Raw genomic sequence first — 18,970 nt, 5'->3', positions numbered from 1 at the left:
CTACTTTATTGAAGAAATCAGATTGCCGATAAGCAAATTCCATCCATCTATGAGAACAAATACCAGTATTTTAAAGGGCAGCGCTATCATAACAGGCGGTAGCATCATCATACCCATAGACATAAGGATAGATGCAACGACCATATCTATGACTAAAAATGGCAAAAATAATAAAAAACCTATCTCAAAAGCAGTTTTAAGCTCGCTTATTACAAATGATGGAATAATTATAGATAAAGGCACTTCTTCGACTGTTTTTGGATTTTCCATATTTCTAATTCTCAAAAATAGTGCTAAGTCTTTTTCTCTTGTGTTTCTGATCATAAAATTCTTAAATGGCAGAGTTGTTTTATCAAAAGCCTCTTCGTAGCCTATCTTCTCTTCTATGTATGGTTTAATTCCCATCTCATAGGCCTTTGTACCAACCGGTTCCATCACAAAAAATGTTAAAACCATTCCAAGCATAACTAAAAGTTGAGTTGGAGGAACTTGCTGAGTACCAAGAGCTTGTCTTAAAAAACCAAAGACGATGACGAATCTTGTAAAAGTAGTCATAACCAGTACCATGCTTGGTGCCAAAAACAGTAGTGTTAAAAGAACTAAAACATTTAATGAGCTAACAAGCTGCTGTGGAGAAGAAGGAGCTGCTAGTTCAAAGTTCATAGTTGGAACTTGTACAACTTCAGCCCCTAAAAAAGAGACCAAACCAAGAACTAATAGAAATGCTCTTATCATTACTTAGTTACTGCCTTGTCTAAAACAGATTTTTGCACTTTTGCTTTAGTATCTTCCTCTGAGCCAAAAAAGTGTAATTCAACTCTACGGTTTTTTTCTCTACCTGTTTTTGTAGCATTTGTAGCTTTTGGAGAGAACTCAGAATATCCTGAAGCACTAATTCGTTTGGGGTCTACTCCATTAAGAAGCAACTCTTGTACTACTGATATTGCTCTAGCAGATGATAGCTCCCAATTATCTTTATAGATACTATCCGCTCCTGGACCTTGATTGTCTGTATGCCCTCGCGCACTTACTTTAGTACTATTGGGGAGTTCATCAATAATCAAAGCTATTCTTTTCAAAAACAGCAAAGCATCACTATTGTAGATTTTTGCACTTCCGGCTTTAAAAAGTAGTGCTGCGGGCAATTCAATGACAAAGCCTTCTTGTGCTTCTTCAATAGTTATAGCAGGTCCTTTACCCTTTTCCATAAGCTCATTTGCATCTCCAACAGCTGCTTGGACTCTATTTACCTGCTCAGAAGTTTCATCTCTTGACTCTATAGGTGTTGACTCTTGTATGCGTCGTTTTGAAACTTCAGTTTTTATACCGCCTTCTAGTACGCTCATCGCACCCGAGAGTGAACCGATAGCTTCTGAAATTTTCTTGGCATCCATTGTGGACATGGATAAAAGAAGAACAAAGAAACATAACAAAAGAGACATCAAGTCTCCAAAGGCCGCTAGCCAACCGGGGAGACATCTCTCACATTCTGGACATTTTGTTTTTTTAGCCATTAGTTAAATTGACTCACGCGTTCTTTTGGTTCTAAGAAACTAAGAAGTTTCGCTTCTAGTGCCCTTGGTGCATCTCCTGATTGTATTGACATAATTCCAGTAAGAATAAGCTGTTTTACTAATGTCTCATCATCGTTTCTGATGCCCAATATGATTGCAATAGGCGTACCGACAACATTACCGATAATAGCACCATACATCGTAGTAAGTAAGGCAACTGCCATAGATGGACCAATTGCAGATGGATCAGCCATATTTAAAAGCATTGCAACAAGACCGATAAGTGTACCAACCATACCCATCGCTCCTGCAAGTGCTGCCCACTGAGAAAATATTGAGCCATTTACTTTATGTCGCGTATATGTTTGTTCCATCTCAATCTCTAAAAGGTCTCGTATATTATCAGGTTCATTTCCATCAATTGCCATTGACAGACCTTTTTTTAAAAATTCGTTTTCTTCCTCATTTACTTCACTCTCAAGTGCCAATATACCGTCTTTTCTTGCCTTTGTTGCGAAACCTACAAGCTTCTTAATAAGTTCAGCTTTATCATCTGTGGGAGGCTTAATAGCAATCATAAATATTTTTGTAAAATTTTTCATCTGTTCTGGCTTAAATGAAATCATCAATGCGCCAATACTACCACCGATAACAATTAAAACAGAAGGAATATCGATATATGCACCAACTCCAACACCCATACTCATAGCACCTGCAAGAAGCGCTAAGATGAAAACAATACCAATAACCGTACCTAAATCCATTCAAATACCTTATAACAAAATATTACGCTTATAATACCACAAAAAATATTAGCCCCAACACTAAAAGTTAATTTTTATAAGTTTTATTTTAAATATAACCTCTAAAAGGGTATAATTTGAGTAATTTAACTTAACGAGTAATTTATGAACAATGATAAAATAAGTATAGTAATTTTAGCCGCAGGTCAAGGCAGTCGAATGAAGTCTCCAAAAGCAAAGGTCTTGCATACTATAAGCGGTAAGCCTATGCTGTATCATATTATAAAATCTTCTCTTGAAATCAGTGATGATATAACTGTGGTTGTTGCTCATCAAAAAGAAGCTGTTATAGAGCAGATAAGCTCTTTTTTTAACAATATAAACTTTGTTGTTCAAGATGCTAAAAACTTTCCTGGGACCGGCGGGGCTATGAAAAATGTCTCTATAAAACATGAAAAAATCTTAGTTTTAAATGGTGACATGCCTCTTATTACAGCCCAAGCTTTAGAGGGATTTTTAGATAGTACCTCTGATATTGTCATGTCTGTATTTGATTTGCAAAATCCAGATGGCTATGGTCGTGTTGTAATAGAAAATGGACAGGTACAAAAAATAGTAGAACAAAAAGACGCATCATTGGATGAGATAAAGATAACAACAGTAAATGCAGGTATTTATGCTTTTTCAAAGGCTGTCATAGAAAAATATATTCCTCTACTTAGCAATGATAATGAACAAAAGGAATACTACCTGACTGATGTTATATCAATGGCGCGAGCTGATAGGTTAAGAATCTCTCCTCTTTTAGTTGACGAGCACACTTTCAAAGGTGTAAATTCTAAAAAAGACCTCTCTGATTCAGAAATTATTATGCAAGACAAAATAAAAACAAAGTTGATGAATGAAGGCGTAATCATGCAGCTTCCTTCAACAATTTACATCGAAGAAGGTGTTACTTTTGAGGGTGAATGTATAGTTGAAAACGGCTGTCGTATAACAGGAAATAGCCTCATTGTAAACTCACATGTCAAAGCCGGAAGTGTCATAGAAGATTCCATCGTTAAAAATTCTGATGTTGGCCCGATGGCGCATCTTCGCCCCGCTTCATACATAGAGGACACTCATATAGGTAATTTTGTAGAAGTTAAAAAATCATCTCTTAAAGGTGTAAAAGCCGGACATTTAAGCTATATAGGTGATGCTCAGGTCGATGAGGGAACAAACATAGGTGCAGGTGTAATAACATGTAACTATGACGGCATAAAAAAACACAAAACAATCATAGGCAAAAATGTTTTTGTAGGGAGTGACTCTCAGCTAATCGCACCAATCACATTAGAAGATGATGTCATGATTGCAGCAGGTACGACTGTTAGAAGCGGCAAGATTGAGAGCGGTTCTTTGGCCGTAAGCACAGCTAAATTTAAAACTATAAAAGATTTTTATTACAAGTTTTTTAGTAAAAAATAGCATTAGTTTTTAGAGTAGCAATTGCTACTCTACATTGAAATGTGTACTCTTTAGTGTTGTAAATTTAGTTAGTTCTTTATCATCTTGAAGATTTAGTTTTTTGAGAACCTTAGGATTTACAACGAAAAAGCCCAATTTAACTTCTATCTTATCGCCGGCTTTTAGAGTTTCATCAAACTCAACAACTCTTTTTTCATTTGCTTTTATCATAGTGTCTTTGACCACTTCAGTAGCAATCCAAGGCATAGAGGGTTTACCATCTTTACCTATTACTTTTACAAAAGTATGTGTTTTAAGTGCTATCTGTTTTGCGTCTCTAACTAAAACAGTTCTAAGCTGAACCACTCTTAGAGGGTGAGTCATAAGGTTATGCGGTGCTTTGTTATCTATGATGACCTCAAAACCCTTTTGTTTATTGTTGAAATTCAGTTCAACATATTGACTAAGCATTTCAGGTTTTACTCTTGCGCCTGCAAAACCATGATATGCGTGCTGTTTAGTTTTAACGACTGTTGTAGCACTTCCATCTACTTTAGGCATATGACAAGTTATACAGTTTGATTTTTTATCTTTAGCACCCGCTTCATCAGTAGTACATACAGAAAATTCATGCGAGTTTTGCTTATGAGAATGACATCCCATACACATCTCACCATTATAAAATTTTTCATTTGTGTAGTCTATGTCATGATAAGCTGAGCCTACTGTTGTCTTGTTCATACCAAACCATGAAGTAACCTGTTTGTATTCAACCTTTTGGCTTTCTCTGCCCGGTTCAGCCGAAAAGAATGTTTTAGGTTTTTTTAAATAAACATTTTTGTTTGCCTGAGCATGTTTTTCTACATCCATTATTGTGTGACAACTAATACATGTAATACCTTCATGCTCTTCTTCTGCCGTAGTAGCATTTGGTGTGTGACATTTTGCACACTTGTAGTCGCCTTTAGCTTTTGCCGGATGCAAATCCCACACAGCTTTGTGAACCTTGTCCTCATATATAGAAGACTTCTTATGCATGGAGGTTTCAAACTCAGCAACGATAAGCGGGTGACACTTTTTACAAGATGCTGTATCAGCATTTGCAAAGAGTATTGAAGAGAGGGCTAAAATGTAAAGCAGTGTTTTCATATAATGAATCCTTTTAATAATTATAAGTTGAAATTCTATCAAACTTTTTTTGAAACAACTTGACATACATCAAATAAGCAATATTTTCGGGTTTAATTGCTTCATAGGATGTTTGTGATAAAATATTTGAAACAATCAGGAAATTATTTGAAAATACTTCACTTCAGCGATACTCATCTTGGATACAGTGACTTAGACATCTTAAATGATGAGAACATCAACCAAAGAGAAGCGGACTTTTATGATGCTTTTTCTCAGGTGATTGAGCAGATAAAAATTATAAAACCTGATTACATCATACACACGGGCGACCTCTTTCACCGCTCAAGCCCCTCAAACCGTGCCATAACTTTTGCGTTAGAGCAGATTAAAGTCATAGAAGAATTAAATATTCCTTTTATTCTCATTGCCGGAAATCATTCAACTCCCAGAACAAACCTAAGTAGTCCTATTTTAAAGATATTTGAAAACTTTAAAAACATACATGTATCTTACAAGCAAGAGTATAAAAAGGTATTGTTTGACGATGTTGTATTTCACACCCTGCCCCACATGAACGATGATTCAAAGGCTTTACAGCAGATAGAACTTTGCGAAAAAAACATAGATAAAAAGAAAAAAAACATCATGATGATGCACTGCTCTGTTGGAGCGGGCTATCTAATGCAGGAGTTTGGAGAGTGGGTTTATCCAAGAGATAAAGAGTATATATTTGAGATGATGGATTATGTAGCTCTTGGTCACTGGCATGGGTTTGGACATGTTGGCAAACATACCAATGTTTACTATAGCGGCTCGACTGAGAGAACATCACTAAACGACAAAAGAAACTCAAAAGGTTTTGTCCTAATCGATTTAAAAAACAAGCTGGATGTACAATATAAAGAGATAAAAATACGCCCAATTGTGCTTAAAGAGATACATTGTGAGTATTATGAAAACTCTATACAAAACATAGACAGCACTGATACTAAAGACGCAATAGTAGAAGTAAGACTTACACACCTAACGGCACTTCAATCTATAGACATCCAAAACTCTGAGATAAAAAAGCTATTTCCTGAAGCCATGAGTGTGAGTATAAAAAGAGAGTTTAAAAAGGGTGTTAACGAAGCAGAAGTAAACGGAGTGGAAGCTCTTTCTTTGCAAGAGTTTTTCCTAGAGCATTTAAAACAAGACTCTAAAACCCAAGAATACGACAGACTAAAAGACAAAGTACAAGAGCTGTTCGCACAGTACGAAGAGGTCACAGATGATACTCTGTAAACTTAAACTTGAAAACTTTAAAAAGTACATCTCTAAGACAATAGAATTTGGTGAAGGCTTGATAGGAATCATTGGCAAAAACGGAAGCGGAAAATCTACCATATTTGAAGCTATACTTTTTGCCCTTTATGGAGAGTTTAAAGATAGAGGAAACAAAGAACTTATCAGAAACTCAAATGCAAGTACAAAAGACGCTGTTGTCGTAGAACTTGAGTTTGAGTTTGAAGGTACTGAGTATAAAGTCATCAGAGAATTTCGTGGTAAAGCTATGAGTGCAAACGCAAAGTTTTATAAAAATGGCGACTTAACTACTACAGGAGCAAAAGAAGTCACTTCTGCCATAGTAAACCTCACAAAAATGAGCAAAGAAGCTTTTATGCATACGCTATTTGCTTCTCAAAAAGAGCTGACAAGCCTAAGCTCTCTAAAAAATGAAGACAGAAAGAGGATGATACGAAAACTTCTAGGACTTCAGAAGATAGATTTTATAGAAAAAGAGCTTGTAGAAAAGAGCCGTGAAATCAAGCGAGAGATAAACGCATTTGCAGAAGTGCTTTTAAGTGACGAAGATGTCAAAACAAAACAAGAGCAGATACAAATCAATGAGTCTGCCAAAGAGGCCGAGCAAAAAGAGGTGCTGAGTAAAAGTGAAGAGCTAGAGCATATAAAAACCAGAGAGCAGAGTATAAAAAAAGAGCTAGAGGTATTTGCTAAAACCAAAGAGCAGAAACAAAAACTATTTTCAGAACTTGAACTTGCAAAAAACTCTAAAAGCTTAGAAATCATGAACCAGGTAAAACTCTCAGCCGAGCTTCATGAACTAGAACACAAGCAAGATGAACTAAGCAAATTTGCAAATGTAAAAACAGAGTATGCAAACTTGCAAGAGCAGCTAAAAGAGCAAGATAAACTAAGAGAGTTCCAGCTCAAAAAAGAGGGACTGCAAAAAGAGCAAGCAAGTCTGCGAGACCAGTACACAAAAAGCAAATCAGACATCACTTCCCTTGAGAAAGCTTGTGTTTCGTACGATGAATATTTGGTAAATGCAAAAAACTTAGAGATAAGTATTGCTGCACTTCAAGACACCATAAGTACAAAACACACCATTGAAAACGAACTAAAAACTGAGATGGCGCACGAGCAAAAACAGATAGACATCACAAACCAAAAAATAGCAAAATTAAAAGAGCTTGGAAGTGAGCCAGAGTGTCCTACATGTACAAGACCTCTTTTAGATGAGTATGACAATGTCATCAACTCTCTTGTGGAAGTTGTAAACAACACTCATAAAAAAAAGATAGACGAATATAAAAAGCAGCTTGAAAATGTCAAGACTCAAAAAGCGGCATTTGAAGCGGATAAAAAAGCAAAAGATAAAGAGTTTTTGGAGCTTAGTAAAAATATAAGCATTATACAGAGCAAACTTTCTGTCTTGAAAAAAGAAAAAGATCACTTTAAAATAGTTGAGCAAAAAGGTCTAAAAAACAAAGAAGAGCTAAAAAAATTCGAGCAATACAACTACGATGAAAAGCTACATGTCAAAGTGAAAAACTCTATAAAAGAGATAGAGCCAAAATATAAACATGTACTAAGCCTTGAAACAGAGCTAAAAAGAGTGGTACTCGTAAAAGCTGACCTGGTAAAAGTGACTATAAAAATAGAACAGTTAGCTCTTACATGTAAAAAGAAAGAAGCTGAGTTTAAAGCTGTAGTTTACGATGATGTGAAGCATAAGCATCTGCTTGAAGAACATGAGAGCATACTCAAAACCATAGAGTTAAAAACAGCATTTATAAATGAGATAAAAGTCCAAATAGCAAAGATTGACGGCGAAATAAAAACAATACAAAATGCTCTTGAGAACAACGAAGCCCAACTAAAAAAAGTCCAATCTAAAAAAGCTGACCTTGTCGACTATGAGAAAATCAAGACAAGTCTAGCCGAGTTTAAAACAAAACTAAACGCAAAAGTTGCACCGCGCATTTCTAGCATTGCCTCTGACATGTACTCACAAATAACAAAAGGCAAATACCAACACATAGAGGTAAGCAACGACTTTGATTTCTTCATATACGATGAGGGCAAAAAGTACCCGATAGAGAGATTTTCAGGCGGAGAGATAGACTTGGCAAACCTTGTTTTAAGAATCGCCATCTCAAAAACACTCACAGAACTAAACGGAGCAAGCTCTATAGGCTTCTTGGCTTTTGATGAAGTTTTCGGAAGTCAGGACGAGAGCCGCCGTATGGAAATACTAGAAGCTTTTCATACCATCAAAGAGCAGTACCGACAGATATTTATCATATCTCATGAGATGGAGATAAAAGAGATGTTTGAAAGAGTTGTGGAGTTGTAAAATATGTATAAAATCACAAAAGAAGAAATTGAAATTGAAAGATCGCCTTCAGAAATATATGATTGGGTTTTTTCCACATTTGATAACTTCACATTAAAAACAGAAAAGACATCCTTACGATTATTGATGTATGATGAAATTAAGATTTTTGTAGAAGAATCGTACCCTTTAGCCCTTTTTTGTAAGTATTTTTTTGCTGAAGACAACTCAATAAAAATTAATCAAAAAGTAGGAAATCAATCATATGATGCAAAAGTTGATGGTTGTGAAAAATTTGAATTTATAGAAATTACAAACGCTATAAATGGGCATAATGAAAAATTACGAAATAGTGAATTAGATAAAACTGGTTCTGTTCCTGGAATTGGAGGAATAATTGTAAATGGCACTAAAGCAAGTGGCAATCAAACTGTGGAGTTTGAAAATATCGCTGTTTCTCATACTGGCATGAAAGAAGAGCAAAAAGCTTTAATTTTGAAAGCAATAGAAAAAAAATCTAAAATAGAATATCCGAACAAGACTATGTTAGTTGTTGCTTTTAATGATTTCACCACTTTCATGTCTAAAGAAGACATTACAGAACTTCAAATATTTATGGATAAAATATTAAGACCTAAAATTGATCGTTTTGTAGGTTTATCCTTGGTTGGATTATCAGGGAAAACATTTTTGTCAATTTAGCTTACTCCGAAAAGTATATCTCAGGGGTGGCATCCCCACTTTTTCTACATGTCAAAATAAAAACATTACAAAATGCCATATTTTTAAACCAAAACCTTTTTTCATGTAATAATCTATAAAAGCATATAGGATAGATTATGAATGAAGTATCAATTATAAACGAAGATACTATAAAAAATAAAATTTACTCTATACGAGGTTTTCAAGTGATGCTAGATAGAGATTTGGCGGAGCTTTATGGTGTTGAAACGAAAGTATTTAATCAAGCTGTCAAAAGAAATGAAGATAGGTTTCCATTTGATTTCAGGTTTCAGTTAAAAACAGCAGAAAAAGATGAACTGGTCACAAAATGTGACCGGTTAAATAGACTTAAACACTCTTCAGTAAACCCTCATGTTTTTACAGAACAAGGTGTATCTATGCTTAGTGCAATACTAAAAAGTAAAATTGCAATAGATATAAGCGTAAAAATAATTAGAAGTTTTGTAGAAATGAGAAGAATTTCAAATCAATATGCAGAATTATTTCAAAAAATTGAAAATCTAGAAAAAAGACAAATACTAAACGAATATAATAACGATGAAAAATTCAATAAACTCTTTGATGCCATAGAGGATAAATCCATAAAACCAAAGCAAGGAATCTTTTATGATGGGCAGGTCTATGATGCTTATATATTTGTGTCAGACCTAATCAAGTGTGCGAAGGTGAGTATCGTGCTTATTGACAACTATTGCGATGATAGTGTTCTTACCTTGCTTTCAAAAAGAAAGCTACATGTCAAAGCTAATATTTACACAAAAAACATCACAAAACAGCTGCAACTAGACCTAAAAAAACATAATACTCAGTATGAAAAAATTGAGTTGCAAAAGTTTGACTCTTCACATGACAGATTTTTGATAATTGATGAAAAAGAGCTTTACCATATAGGTGCTAGCTTGAAAGACTTAGGCAAAAAATGGTTTGCATTTTCTAAGTTTGAAATGAACGCTTTGGATATGTTGATGAAACTTCAAAAATAAAAATTTTTATTTTTCTTCAAAGGCTTATCAAAAGATTAAATAGTTATGTAATTGAAATATTGTACAATTCTATAATTATTTATCAAGGTTACATGTAATGCAACAACAAATTATAGACAAACTAAAAGAGCAATACAGTAGAGATTTGCGAAAGCAAGTTGTAAAGAGTATGCTACAGCATGAAAAGAGCAATGATAAAGAAGCACAAGAGTCTTCGTACAAAGTTATAAACCAAATTTTTTCATATGTTATGAGTGAACTTAGCTGGGATATGTCCCAAGACACTAACAGCTGGGATGACACTCCGCTTAAAATCATTAGTGAAGTATTTCCAAAAATACAAACGACAAAATGGTTTAAAGATCAACAACTACATGTAACAAAGTCTATTAGTCTGCAAGCTAATTAACTTAAAATATACTTAGAATTATAAAATTTATTCATATATACTATCTATTCTTTTATAATTCAGTTATACTGTTGCCAATGAAAGATGATTCAAGTTACATCTTTAGACTGCTTTGCATTGACGACCTCCGGTTACCAGTAAGATTCACCTAAAATAAAGCTTCATATTAGATTTTCAACCACCTTAGCAATGAGGTGTATTAAAACAAGGATTTACAATGGCAACATTAACAAACGGAACAGTTAAATGGTTCAACAGCGAAAAAGGTTTTGGATTTATCGAGCAAGAAGATGGTGGTAAAGATGTATTCGTACATTTCCGCCAAATTAACAGCAATGGTTACGATCGTGTTTCACTAAACGAAGGTCAAAAAGTGACTTTCGAAATTGGTGAAGGCGAAAAAGGCCCTCAAGCAGAGAATGTTACAGGTCTGTAACCTTTTCATGTGAGCGGATTTTTCCGCTCATCTTATTTTTAGCAGCCCCTCTCTAAACAACTTATCCAACTTCAAATCAACCTAAAATAATAAAATTCTACTATTCTCTTTGCAAATATGCTTATCTATTTTTAAACAATCTATGACATGAACTACTTATGCTATACTTTTAAATACAGACTAAAGGGGTGGATTATGTGTAAAGATGCAATCGTATTTAACAACAAACCTAAAGGTGTAACACTCGAAGCCGGTACTACATACTTTATTTGTAGTTGCGGAAAAAGCAAAGATGGGATATTTTGCGATGGAAGTCACGAGGGAAGCGAATGTTTACCTAAAAAAGTAACTGTGGAAAAAACTAAACCTTATCAGATTTGTATGTGTAAGACAAGTAAAAACTTTCCTTTTTGCGATGGAACTCATAGCTTTTACACAGACGATGATGTAGGCAAAGGTGTTAAACTATAAATCATAGTTTAAAAGTGCAACTACCTCATTTTGCTCTTCTGCTTTTGCATAATCAAGAGCAGTGAGTCCTTCTGAATCTTTTGCATTTTTATTTACACCACGACCTATAAGCAGTGAAACAATCTGCGTATTTCCACTCTCAGCAGCAGCCATCAAAATAGTGTATCCATCTTCATCTTTTGCATTAACATCTGCACCATTTTGTATAAGATAATTTGCAATGATAGGCATGTCTTCTGATTCACCCTGAACAGCATAACCTAAGAGAGTAGTGCCGCTATCATCAACAATACTGATAGAAGCACCTTTATCTATCAAAAATTCCACTAATTTATATTTTGCTTTTTTAATGGCAAATGTAAGTGCTGTCTTAGAATTTTTAGTAGCTAAGTTCACATCTGCTTTTTTATTTACCAAACTAATAGCAACATCGAGATTGCCTTCACTGCATGCATATATCAAAGCACTATACCCTGCACTGTCTTGCGCATCAACATCCGCACCTTTTTCAAGTAAAAAATCTACCATATTCAACTGATTATTTTTTGCAGCCCACATCAAAGCACTAGCACCGCCATTGCCTCTGCTGTTGACACTCTCTCCAGAAGACAAAGCTGATTTAAGTTTTGTCAAATCTTTATTTTTTCCAGCCAATACAAGAACAGACTCATTAGCCATAAGCAAAGAAGAAAATATCAAACCAAATATTACTAGGTGTTTTACAGCTTTCATGTGCAGTCCTGTTGTTAAATTAAAAACAAGCATGATTATAACTTATGAATTCTTATAATAACTCAATTTTTCACATGTACATAATGAGCGAAAACAGTCATTGGCGCATACAAAGGTGTAGACGGCATTTTATCAGAGCGTGAGAAAAACATTTAGATAGATAAAAAAATGATATAATAAACAAAATCAAGGAAGTAACAAATGAATATAATCAATATTTCTAAACAAAAAATATTTGACAATAAGAATCAGTTATATGCCTATGCACTTGTTTTTAAAGACAGCTCAAACAGCACTGAAATAGCAATGTCAAATAATGTTAAAGAGACATCGCAACTAATCATCAGCTCAATAACAAGCAAAGAATTGGACGCTTTACTGGGTCGAAAGACTCTAGCTTTTGTAAATGTGGATGAGGAAACACTCTCAAAAGGCATTTTAGATGTGCTAGATAATGAGAGATTTGTTATAAATATATTAGACGATATCAACTTAACAGAAAAGACAATTGCCAAGATTATACAATATAAAAAAAGAGGATTTAAGTTATCGATAGAGCATTTTGACTCAAGTGCCCAGATGATTACAAAATTCAGTAGACTCTTTAATTATATTGATATCATAAAAATGGATGTTGTACTCTCAGAACCTGAAAACCTTGAAAAAGTTATGGCTAAGTTTAAAGGTACAAGGATTAAACTTTTAGCCGAAAATATCGAGACAAAAGAGGATTATAAAAAATATTTGGATATGGGATTTGATTATTTTCAAGGTTATTATTTGGACAAACCTGAAACCATAGAAATTATTGGTTCAAAAGAGCCGGCTCAATTTATAATTTTGCAGTTGATCAAAATCATAAAAGGGGATGACAGCACACAACAGCTAGAGTTTTTTATAAAAAAACAACCCGATTTATCTTATAAACTTGTTCAGTTTTTCAATAATTCCAAAAAATTCAATGTAAAAATAGAATCTTTGACTCAGGTAATAACACTGATGGGTAGAGACAAATTACTAAGATGGCTTTTGGTATATCTGTATTCTGAAGTCTCTAAAAACCCGGCTTCTAAAACTATCTTGGAGTTAGCTATAAAAAGAGCCCAGAGGATGGAAGAAGAAGCTGATTTTAAGCACAAAGACCAAGCTTACCTAGCCGGTATGTTTTCAATGCTAAGCTCTATTTTTGAAACCGACATAAAAGAGTTGATGGACCATATACAAATGGATAACAATATCACCTCTTTAGTGCTCGAAAATAAAGGAATTTTTGCCACCAGTTTAAACAGAGCAATGGTTGCAGAAAAAGATTATTTGAAAAAAATCATGTTAGAAAATTTTGAAAAACTTGACACAACCGACTTGATTTACACCTTAGAGTACGGCGGAGTTGAAATAGATAGAAGTAAAATTTAATCATTATTACGGTTAAATAGTCACAAGTAGTTTATAAATAAAAATATTAATTTTTAATCAGGAGAAAACATGAAAAGAATCACATTATATTTAATCGTATTGGCTCTGCCTTCAATCGGATTTGGCGCACCAAATTATTTGAAGACTGACATAGTGCCGCAGAAGATGTCAAAACCCCGTACAGTTGTTCCAGAGGCATACGATCCACACCCTACTGGAAAACCGGATATTATTGTTGATGATATTATACCTTACACCCAGAGAGGTTCAATGGTAGGGTCTGTCGACAAGTTGTTTACAAATGAACCACTTGAATTAAATATAAGGATTAAGAACATATTTGCTGAGTACGGCTATATCAAAAATAATTTTAGGATAAAAGTACAATTCAAATATGGATATTCAGGCCCGGTTCACAAAGAAAAAATTATATTGGTGAAAAAAGAAGATCTTGAACCAGGTGAGTCACTAACAAAACGAGTTGTATATGGAAGAGTCAAAGGCACTCCCGATGTACTTTATATTAAAGTAATTGCAGATTCAACAAATGCAGTAGAAGAATCAAGGGAAAATAATAATATAAAAGAGATAGAGATAAGAATAGTAAAAAAGCATTAAAAATATAAACGAAGTAGACATCAATGACAAGATCAATACAAATCTAAATATATTCAACTCAAAAATAATAAATAGAGGACATCTAATCACTTAAGCCTTTTATGATAAAATACAAAAAATATTATAAGGTTTAAAATGCTTATTCCGACAGATTTATTAAAAAATAAAAAAATACTTTTAGGTGTTACAGGTTCAATTGCAGTATATAAATCGTTTGATTTGGTGAGACTATTTGTAAAAGCGGGTGCAGAGGTTAAGGTTGTAATGACTGAGGCGGCTAAAAAATTTGTCACTCCTCTTACTTTTGAGACGCTTACTTCAAACCAAGTTCTAGATGACACCAACGAATCATGGGTAAGTGAGCATAACCACATCAAAGCCGGAGAGTGGGCAGACTTATTTGTCATAGCTCCTGCAACTGCAAATACAATAGCAAAACTTGCAAATGCAATAGCTGACAACATGCTGCTTCAATGTGCTTTAGCATATCCACATGTCAAAGTACTTGCACCATCTGCAAATACAAATATGCTGCACAATCCTATCACAAAAGCAAACTTGAAAATGCTCTCTATCTCTAATTACGAAACAATAGATACACAGACTAAAGAGCTTGCATGTAAAACAACAGGTGACGGTGCTATGGCTGAACCACTAGAGGTTTTTTGGCACTGCGCAAAAGCTCTGCTAAAAGATGAATTTTGGACAGATAGACGAGTTATAGTCACTGGCGGCGGGACAGTTGAGAAGATAGATGATGTTCGATTTTTATCTAACTACTCAAGCGGAAAAATGGCTTCATCTTTAGCTACGGCTCTTTACTGTAAGGGTGCAGATGTAAACCTAATTTCAACAAAATTTGATGCAGATTTACCACAAGATTTATATACCATAGATGTCCAGAGTACAGATGAAATGCTTGAGTATCTTAACGACTCTATTCGTATCGCCAAAAAAGGAAAACTCTCAAAAGCAACACTTATGCGAGATGAGCAGATACACCTTATCCAGAAAAAGCCTTATTTGTTTATGGCTGCAGCTATCAGCGACTATGTGCCTGCTTTTGCACAAGAGGGAAAACTCAAAAAAGAGACACTCGGGTCTGAGTGGGACTTGAAGCTAAAACAAAATGTAGATATATTGGATTCTATTGATAAAACAGATATCACAACCATCGGTTTTAAAGCAGAGATAGATGAAGAACATGCCCTAAAAAACGCTTCTAAAATGATAGACAACAAAAATGTTGACGCTGTGTGTCTAAATATTTTAAAAGACTCTTCAAGTTTTGGTGCGGACACAAACACTGTAGATTTTATACTTCCAGACAGGATAGAAGCAATACCGCAATCTGATAAACTAAGTGTTTCATTTGAGATTTTAGAGCATGCAAAGGGTCTAAACTAGTATGAATCAAGCAAGGCATATAGCAATAATTATGGACGGAAATGGCCGTTGGGCTGAGCTTGAAAATAAAAAAAGAGTTAAAGGGCATGAGGCTGGTGCAAAAGTTGTTAAAGAAATAACTGCATATTGTGCCAGCAACAAGGATATAGAGAGACTGACACTTTATGCTTTTTCTACTGAAAACTGGAAAAGACCTCGCTTGGAAGTTGAGTTTTTGATGAAACTTTTAGATAAGCATTTAAAAGACGAGCTACCAAATTACCTCAAAAACAATATTAAATTTGAAGCAATTGGCGATATAAGAGCATTCTCAAAACCTCTACAAAAAACCGTACATGATGTTGAAGAAAAAACTTCTCACTGCGATGGCTTGGTACAATCTCTAGCACTCAACTATGGTGCACATGATGAAATACTAAGAGCCGTAAATAGCATAAAAAACTCTGAAAAAGACATTACAGAAGCAATGCTTGGCAATGCACTTGACTGTAAGCACAATGTAGATTTACTAATCAGAACAGGTGGAGACCATAGATTGTCCAACTTTTTACTTTGGCAATCTGCTTATGCTGAACTCTTTTTCACAGATACGCTTTGGCCAGACTTTACAACCAATGAATTGGAAAAAATTATCAAAAATTTCACTAAAATAGAGAGAAGATTTGGAGGATTGAAATAATGGAACTGACTATTGCTTTTATACTTGGTGTAGCTATTGGCTCGTTTTTAAATGTGATTATTTTACGCATCCCAAAAGATGAAAGCATAGTGTTTGGAGGTTCACACTGTACTAAATGTAATACTCCTTTAAAACCTTGGCATAACATACCTCTTTTGTCTTGGGTTTTCTTAAGAGGAAAATGTTCTTTTTGTAAGGCCAAAATATCTATTCAGTACCCTTTAGTGGAGTTGATTTCCGGTCTGATATTTTTAGTGTTGGTAAATAAGTTTGGCTTTTCATTTCCTGTGATTTTGATTGTTTTTAGTTTTTTTATGCTTCTCTCACTTTCTGTTATAGACTTTAGGTACAAAATGGTTCCAGACTCTTTGAACCTTTTAGCTATGACTTTTGCAATATTTGGAGCATGGAGCATTCCTGGAGTATTTACAAATTTTCAAAATGCACTGCTTTTTGCCGGGGGGTTTACTCTTCTTAGATTTGCAATGTCATACATGTTAACTTCATCTGCACACAGACATGCAAACAAAACCATAACTCCATGGACAAAAAACTACCACACCTACCCTTTTATAGAAGCACTCGGAGAAGGTGATATCATGGTTGCAGCTACAATGGGCGCACTTTTAGGTGTAAAACTCACTCTAGTTGCTATATTTTTATCGGCTATTTTAGCCTTACCTGTAATGATGGTTTTAACGAGTAGATCAAAAGAGAGAGTAACGGTTCCTTTTGTACCATTTTTAGTAATGGCTACATTTATTGTGTATATATTTGACAGCCCTATTTTAGATTATATCAAGGCAAATTACTAATGAAAATATTAAAAAAATATATAAGAGATTCTCTGTCAATTATATTTTTATCTATCTTTTTACCACTTTTTTCTATTGCCTCTATCGTTTTTTTAATAAAACTAGCTACATATACAGCGGTAATACAGCTATCTTTATGGGAAATGGCAAAACTATACTTTTTTATAGTCCCTGAGCTTCTTTTTTACACACTTCCTATATCATTCTTTGTAGCATCGACATTAACGCTCTTTAAGCTCTCAAATGACAATGAGATAGTAGTTTTATTTGCACTTGGTATCCGACCTAAACTTATACTCAGAGCCCTGTTTAAGCCTGCTTTGTTTTTATCAATAATACTCTTAATCAACTTTTTTGTACTCTTTCCTCATACGAAAATCATGTCAAAAAATTTCATTATTTATAAAAAAAGTGAAGCAAAATTTAATATTTCAGCTTCTGAATTTGGTCATAAGTTTGGTGACTGGCTACTATATATCGGTAAAGAGAACTTAGATGAAACATATGGCGATGTAATTCTTTTTAACAAAAACAAAGAAGAAGAAGTTCTAATAGGAGCAAAAAAAGCAGAGATAATAAATGACTCCGGAATTTTACGACTTAAACTAACGACTGGAGAGGGCTATAGCTACTCTGAAGAAAAATTCACACAAATAGATTTTGAAAATATGTACATAAATGACATTATGCAAGCTGATTTATATGAGTACAAATCAACAATCGGCTTTTGGCTTGATAAAAATTTTCGTGATAGACGAATCAAGATGTTTACCTTAGATTTTTTGTTTAGTATTTTTCCTCTTATGAGCCTGTTTTTAATTGCAAGTATCGGGATAGTACATGTAAGACACCAAAAAGCAAAAGTATACCTATATCTATTTTTGGGTATTTTAGCTTATTATGCCCTTATTTTAGGACTTGAAGGTCCTCTGTCTTTTTATACTATTCCTGTTTTACTCATCGGTTGGCTGAGTGCTACATATATACTTTATAAAAAAACAATTGTTGCCAAGTTTTAAATGAGATGCTCTTTAACTATTTCCTATAATGGCACACATTTCTTAGGTTCACAAACGCAAAAAAGCTCAAATAATACAATACTTGGACAGCTTGAATATGTTCTGCGTGAGATAAATATTGAGTGCAAAGTTATAGCAAGCGGCAGAACAGATAAAGGTGTTCATGCCACCGGCCAAGTCTGTCATATAGATTTACCTGAGTTTTGGAATGATTTAGCAAAACTCAAAAAAGTTTTAAATGAGATGCTTCCAAAATCTATACATGTAAAAAGCATAAAAGAGGTAGATGATGGGTTTCACGCAAGATACAGTGCTAAAAAACGACTCTACAGATACATTATAAAAGAGGCTCAGAGCAACCCCTTTGAGGATGATTTTATAACATTTTTAGACGATGTGAATTTTCTTAAAATAGAAAAAAATATCAAACTTTTTTGTGGCACATACGACTTCAAATATTTTATGAAAACAGGTAGTGATATAAACTCTACATGTAGAACTGTTTATAAAGCATTTGCATATAAACACAAAGGGTATATTGTACTTACTTTTGAAGCAAACGGATTTTTAAGAAGTCAAATCAGACTTATGGTTGGAGCTCTTTTAAACCTAAATGAAAAAGAGATTTTAGAGCAGCTAGAATGCAGAAATAATTATAAAATAAAACCTGCAAAGTGCAATGGTTTATATTTGGCAAAAATTAAATACTAGTTTCAATTACTTAGCAAAATATACATTTTTTTTTGTTAATATTATGCTCACTTAAATGAATAAACAATAGGAAT

20 protein-coding genes are annotated in these 18,970 nt (G+C 34.1%); 15 read left to right on the top strand and 5 right to left on the bottom strand.

Going from position 1 to position 18,970, the window contains the following annotated elements; all coding sequences use genetic code 11:
* From fliP to OQK60_RS04545, 3 genes are read right to left on the bottom strand one after another with little or no spacing between them, the layout of a single operon-like run.
* Positions 1-735 carry a flagellar type III secretion system pore protein FliP gene (fliP, locus tag OQK60_RS04555; RefSeq protein WP_297684543.1) on the bottom strand — a complete coding sequence of 245 codons (735 nt, stop codon included), beginning with the start codon at positions 733-735 and terminating at the stop codon, positions 1-3.
* Entirely contained in the window at positions 735-1,514 is a 780-nt protein-coding gene (locus tag OQK60_RS04550) for a flagellar motor protein MotB (protein ID WP_297684541.1), read from the bottom strand. Before OQK60_RS04550 ends, fliP begins: the two co-directional genes overlap by 1 nt.
* Entirely contained in the window at positions 1,514-2,278 is a 765-nt protein-coding gene (locus OQK60_RS04545; RefSeq protein WP_297684539.1) for a MotA/TolQ/ExbB proton channel family protein, read from the bottom strand. The genes OQK60_RS04550 and OQK60_RS04545 overlap by 1 nt, the downstream gene beginning before the upstream one ends.
* 144 nt (positions 2,279-2,422) lie before the next feature.
* Between OQK60_RS04545 and glmU the strand changes: the two genes are divergently transcribed.
* The gene (glmU, locus tag OQK60_RS04540; protein ID WP_297684537.1) at positions 2,423-3,727 is read left to right on the top strand and encodes a bifunctional UDP-N-acetylglucosamine diphosphorylase/glucosamine-1-phosphate N-acetyltransferase GlmU; all 1,305 of its coding nucleotides are present in this window, start codon (positions 2,423-2,425) and stop codon (positions 3,725-3,727) included.
* 24 nt (positions 3,728-3,751) lie between these two features.
* Here the strand turns inward: glmU and OQK60_RS04535 are convergent, their stop codons facing one another.
* Positions 3,752-4,855 carry a multiheme c-type cytochrome gene (locus OQK60_RS04535; RefSeq protein WP_297684535.1) on the bottom strand — a complete coding sequence of 368 codons (1,104 nt, stop codon included), beginning with the start codon at positions 4,853-4,855 and terminating at the stop codon, positions 3,752-3,754.
* A gap of 147 nt (positions 4,856-5,002) precedes the next feature.
* Between OQK60_RS04535 and OQK60_RS04530 the strand changes: the two genes are divergently transcribed.
* From OQK60_RS04530 to OQK60_RS04500, 7 genes are all read left to right on the top strand, one after another.
* Positions 5,003-6,121: a DNA repair exonuclease gene (locus OQK60_RS04530; protein WP_297684533.1), complete on the top strand. Its 1,119-nt coding sequence runs from the start codon at positions 5,003-5,005 to the stop codon at positions 6,119-6,121.
* Positions 6,108-8,477, top strand: a complete 2,370-nt coding sequence (locus tag OQK60_RS04525; RefSeq protein ID WP_297684531.1) for an SMC family ATPase — start codon at positions 6,108-6,110, stop codon at positions 8,475-8,477. The genes OQK60_RS04530 and OQK60_RS04525 overlap by 14 nt, the downstream gene beginning before the upstream one ends.
* Positions 8,478-8,480: 3 nt before the next feature.
* Positions 8,481-9,158 (top strand): hypothetical protein, encoded by a 678-nt coding sequence (locus OQK60_RS04520; RefSeq protein ID WP_297684529.1) that lies wholly within the window; start codon positions 8,481-8,483, stop codon positions 9,156-9,158.
* A 137-nt stretch (positions 9,159-9,295) separates the two neighbouring features.
* Entirely contained in the window at positions 9,296-10,183 is an 888-nt protein-coding gene (locus tag OQK60_RS04515; RefSeq protein ID WP_297684527.1) for an ORF6N domain-containing protein, read from the top strand.
* Between the two features lie 97 nt (positions 10,184-10,280).
* On the top strand, positions 10,281-10,592 hold the full coding sequence (locus OQK60_RS04510; RefSeq protein WP_297684525.1) for a hypothetical protein: 312 nt from the start codon (positions 10,281-10,283) through the stop codon (positions 10,590-10,592).
* 217 nt (positions 10,593-10,809) lie between these two features.
* Entirely contained in the window at positions 10,810-11,028 is a 219-nt protein-coding gene (locus OQK60_RS04505; protein WP_297684523.1) for a cold-shock protein, read from the top strand.
* A 195-nt stretch (positions 11,029-11,223) separates the two neighbouring features.
* Positions 11,224-11,499 (top strand): CDGSH iron-sulfur domain-containing protein, encoded by a 276-nt coding sequence (locus tag OQK60_RS04500; RefSeq protein WP_297684521.1) that lies wholly within the window; start codon positions 11,224-11,226, stop codon positions 11,497-11,499.
* Here OQK60_RS04500 and OQK60_RS04495 read toward each other — a convergent pair.
* Positions 11,494-12,231: an ankyrin repeat domain-containing protein gene (locus tag OQK60_RS04495; protein ID WP_297684519.1), complete on the bottom strand. Its 738-nt coding sequence runs from the start codon at positions 12,229-12,231 to the stop codon at positions 11,494-11,496. The two genes, OQK60_RS04500 and OQK60_RS04495, sit on opposite strands and share 6 nt — an antisense overlap.
* Positions 12,232-12,432: 201 nt before the next feature.
* Between OQK60_RS04495 and OQK60_RS04490 the strand changes: the two genes are divergently transcribed.
* The 7 genes from OQK60_RS04490 (at position 12,433) to truA (ending at position 18,896) form a co-directional block, all read left to right on the top strand.
* Positions 12,433-13,647 carry an EAL domain-containing protein gene (locus tag OQK60_RS04490; protein ID WP_297684517.1) on the top strand — a complete coding sequence of 405 codons (1,215 nt, stop codon included), beginning with the start codon at positions 12,433-12,435 and terminating at the stop codon, positions 13,645-13,647.
* A gap of 69 nt (positions 13,648-13,716) precedes the next feature.
* Positions 13,717-14,265, top strand: a complete 549-nt coding sequence (locus OQK60_RS04485) for a CARDB domain-containing protein (RefSeq protein WP_297684515.1) — start codon at positions 13,717-13,719, stop codon at positions 14,263-14,265.
* A 135-nt stretch (positions 14,266-14,400) separates the two neighbouring features.
* Positions 14,401-15,672 carry a bifunctional phosphopantothenoylcysteine decarboxylase/phosphopantothenate--cysteine ligase CoaBC gene (gene coaBC, locus OQK60_RS04480; RefSeq protein WP_297684513.1) on the top strand — a complete coding sequence of 424 codons (1,272 nt, stop codon included), beginning with the start codon at positions 14,401-14,403 and terminating at the stop codon, positions 15,670-15,672.
* A gap of 1 nt (position 15,673) precedes the next feature.
* A complete protein-coding gene (locus tag OQK60_RS04475; protein ID WP_297684511.1) occupies positions 15,674-16,351 on the top strand; it encodes a di-trans,poly-cis-decaprenylcistransferase in 678 nt (225 codons plus the stop codon).
* Positions 16,351-17,166, top strand: a complete 816-nt coding sequence (locus tag OQK60_RS04470) for an A24 family peptidase (RefSeq protein WP_297684509.1) — start codon at positions 16,351-16,353, stop codon at positions 17,164-17,166. Before OQK60_RS04475 ends, OQK60_RS04470 begins: the two co-directional genes overlap by 1 nt.
* Positions 17,166-18,185 (top strand): LptF/LptG family permease, encoded by a 1,020-nt coding sequence (locus OQK60_RS04465; protein ID WP_297684507.1) that lies wholly within the window; start codon positions 17,166-17,168, stop codon positions 18,183-18,185. The genes OQK60_RS04470 and OQK60_RS04465 overlap by 1 nt, the downstream gene beginning before the upstream one ends.
* On the top strand, positions 18,186-18,896 hold the full coding sequence (gene truA / locus OQK60_RS04460; RefSeq protein ID WP_297684505.1) for a tRNA pseudouridine(38-40) synthase TruA: 711 nt from the start codon (positions 18,186-18,188) through the stop codon (positions 18,894-18,896).
* Positions 18,897-18,970 lie beyond the last annotated feature (74 nt).

This window comes from Sulfurimonas sp. (genome assembly GCF_026196735.1).
Taxonomy (GTDB): domain Bacteria; phylum Campylobacterota; class Campylobacteria; order Campylobacterales; family Sulfurimonadaceae; genus Sulfurimonas.
This window is presented reverse-complemented; position numbering and strand designations above follow the sequence as displayed.

Coding starts and splice junctions, on each gene's coding strand:
- OQK60_RS04525 (WP_297684531.1), top strand. CDS start 6,108: ATGATACTCTGTAAACTTAAACTTGAAAACTTTAAAAAGTACATCTCT.
- glmU (WP_297684537.1), top strand. CDS start 2,423: ATGAACAATGATAAAATAAGTATAGTAATTTTAGCCGCAGGTCAAGGC.
- OQK60_RS04550 (WP_297684541.1), bottom strand. CDS start 1,514: ATGGCTAAAAAAACAAAATGTCCAGAATGTGAGAGATGTCTCCCCGGT.
- OQK60_RS04470 (WP_297684509.1), top strand. CDS start 16,351: ATGGAACTGACTATTGCTTTTATACTTGGTGTAGCTATTGGCTCGTTT.
- coaBC (WP_297684513.1), top strand. CDS start 14,401: ATGCTTATTCCGACAGATTTATTAAAAAATAAAAAAATACTTTTAGGT.
- OQK60_RS04500 (WP_297684521.1), top strand. CDS start 11,224: ATGTGTAAAGATGCAATCGTATTTAACAACAAACCTAAAGGTGTAACA.
- OQK60_RS04465 (WP_297684507.1), top strand. CDS start 17,166: ATGAAAATATTAAAAAAATATATAAGAGATTCTCTGTCAATTATATTT.
- OQK60_RS04475 (WP_297684511.1), top strand. CDS start 15,674: ATGAATCAAGCAAGGCATATAGCAATAATTATGGACGGAAATGGCCGT.
- OQK60_RS04515 (WP_297684527.1), top strand. CDS start 9,296: ATGAATGAAGTATCAATTATAAACGAAGATACTATAAAAAATAAAATT.
- OQK60_RS04490 (WP_297684517.1), top strand. CDS start 12,433: ATGAATATAATCAATATTTCTAAACAAAAAATATTTGACAATAAGAAT.
- OQK60_RS04485 (WP_297684515.1), top strand. CDS start 13,717: ATGAAAAGAATCACATTATATTTAATCGTATTGGCTCTGCCTTCAATC.
- OQK60_RS04495 (WP_297684519.1), bottom strand. CDS start 12,231: ATGAAAGCTGTAAAACACCTAGTAATATTTGGTTTGATATTTTCTTCT.
- truA (WP_297684505.1), top strand. CDS start 18,186: ATGAGATGCTCTTTAACTATTTCCTATAATGGCACACATTTCTTAGGT.
- fliP (WP_297684543.1), bottom strand. CDS start 735: ATGATAAGAGCATTTCTATTAGTTCTTGGTTTGGTCTCTTTTTTAGGG.
- OQK60_RS04545 (WP_297684539.1), bottom strand. CDS start 2,278: ATGGATTTAGGTACGGTTATTGGTATTGTTTTCATCTTAGCGCTTCTT.
- OQK60_RS04505 (WP_297684523.1), top strand. CDS start 10,810: ATGGCAACATTAACAAACGGAACAGTTAAATGGTTCAACAGCGAAAAA.
- OQK60_RS04510 (WP_297684525.1), top strand. CDS start 10,281: ATGCAACAACAAATTATAGACAAACTAAAAGAGCAATACAGTAGAGAT.
- OQK60_RS04520 (WP_297684529.1), top strand. CDS start 8,481: ATGTATAAAATCACAAAAGAAGAAATTGAAATTGAAAGATCGCCTTCA.
- OQK60_RS04535 (WP_297684535.1), bottom strand. CDS start 4,855: ATGAAAACACTGCTTTACATTTTAGCCCTCTCTTCAATACTCTTTGCA.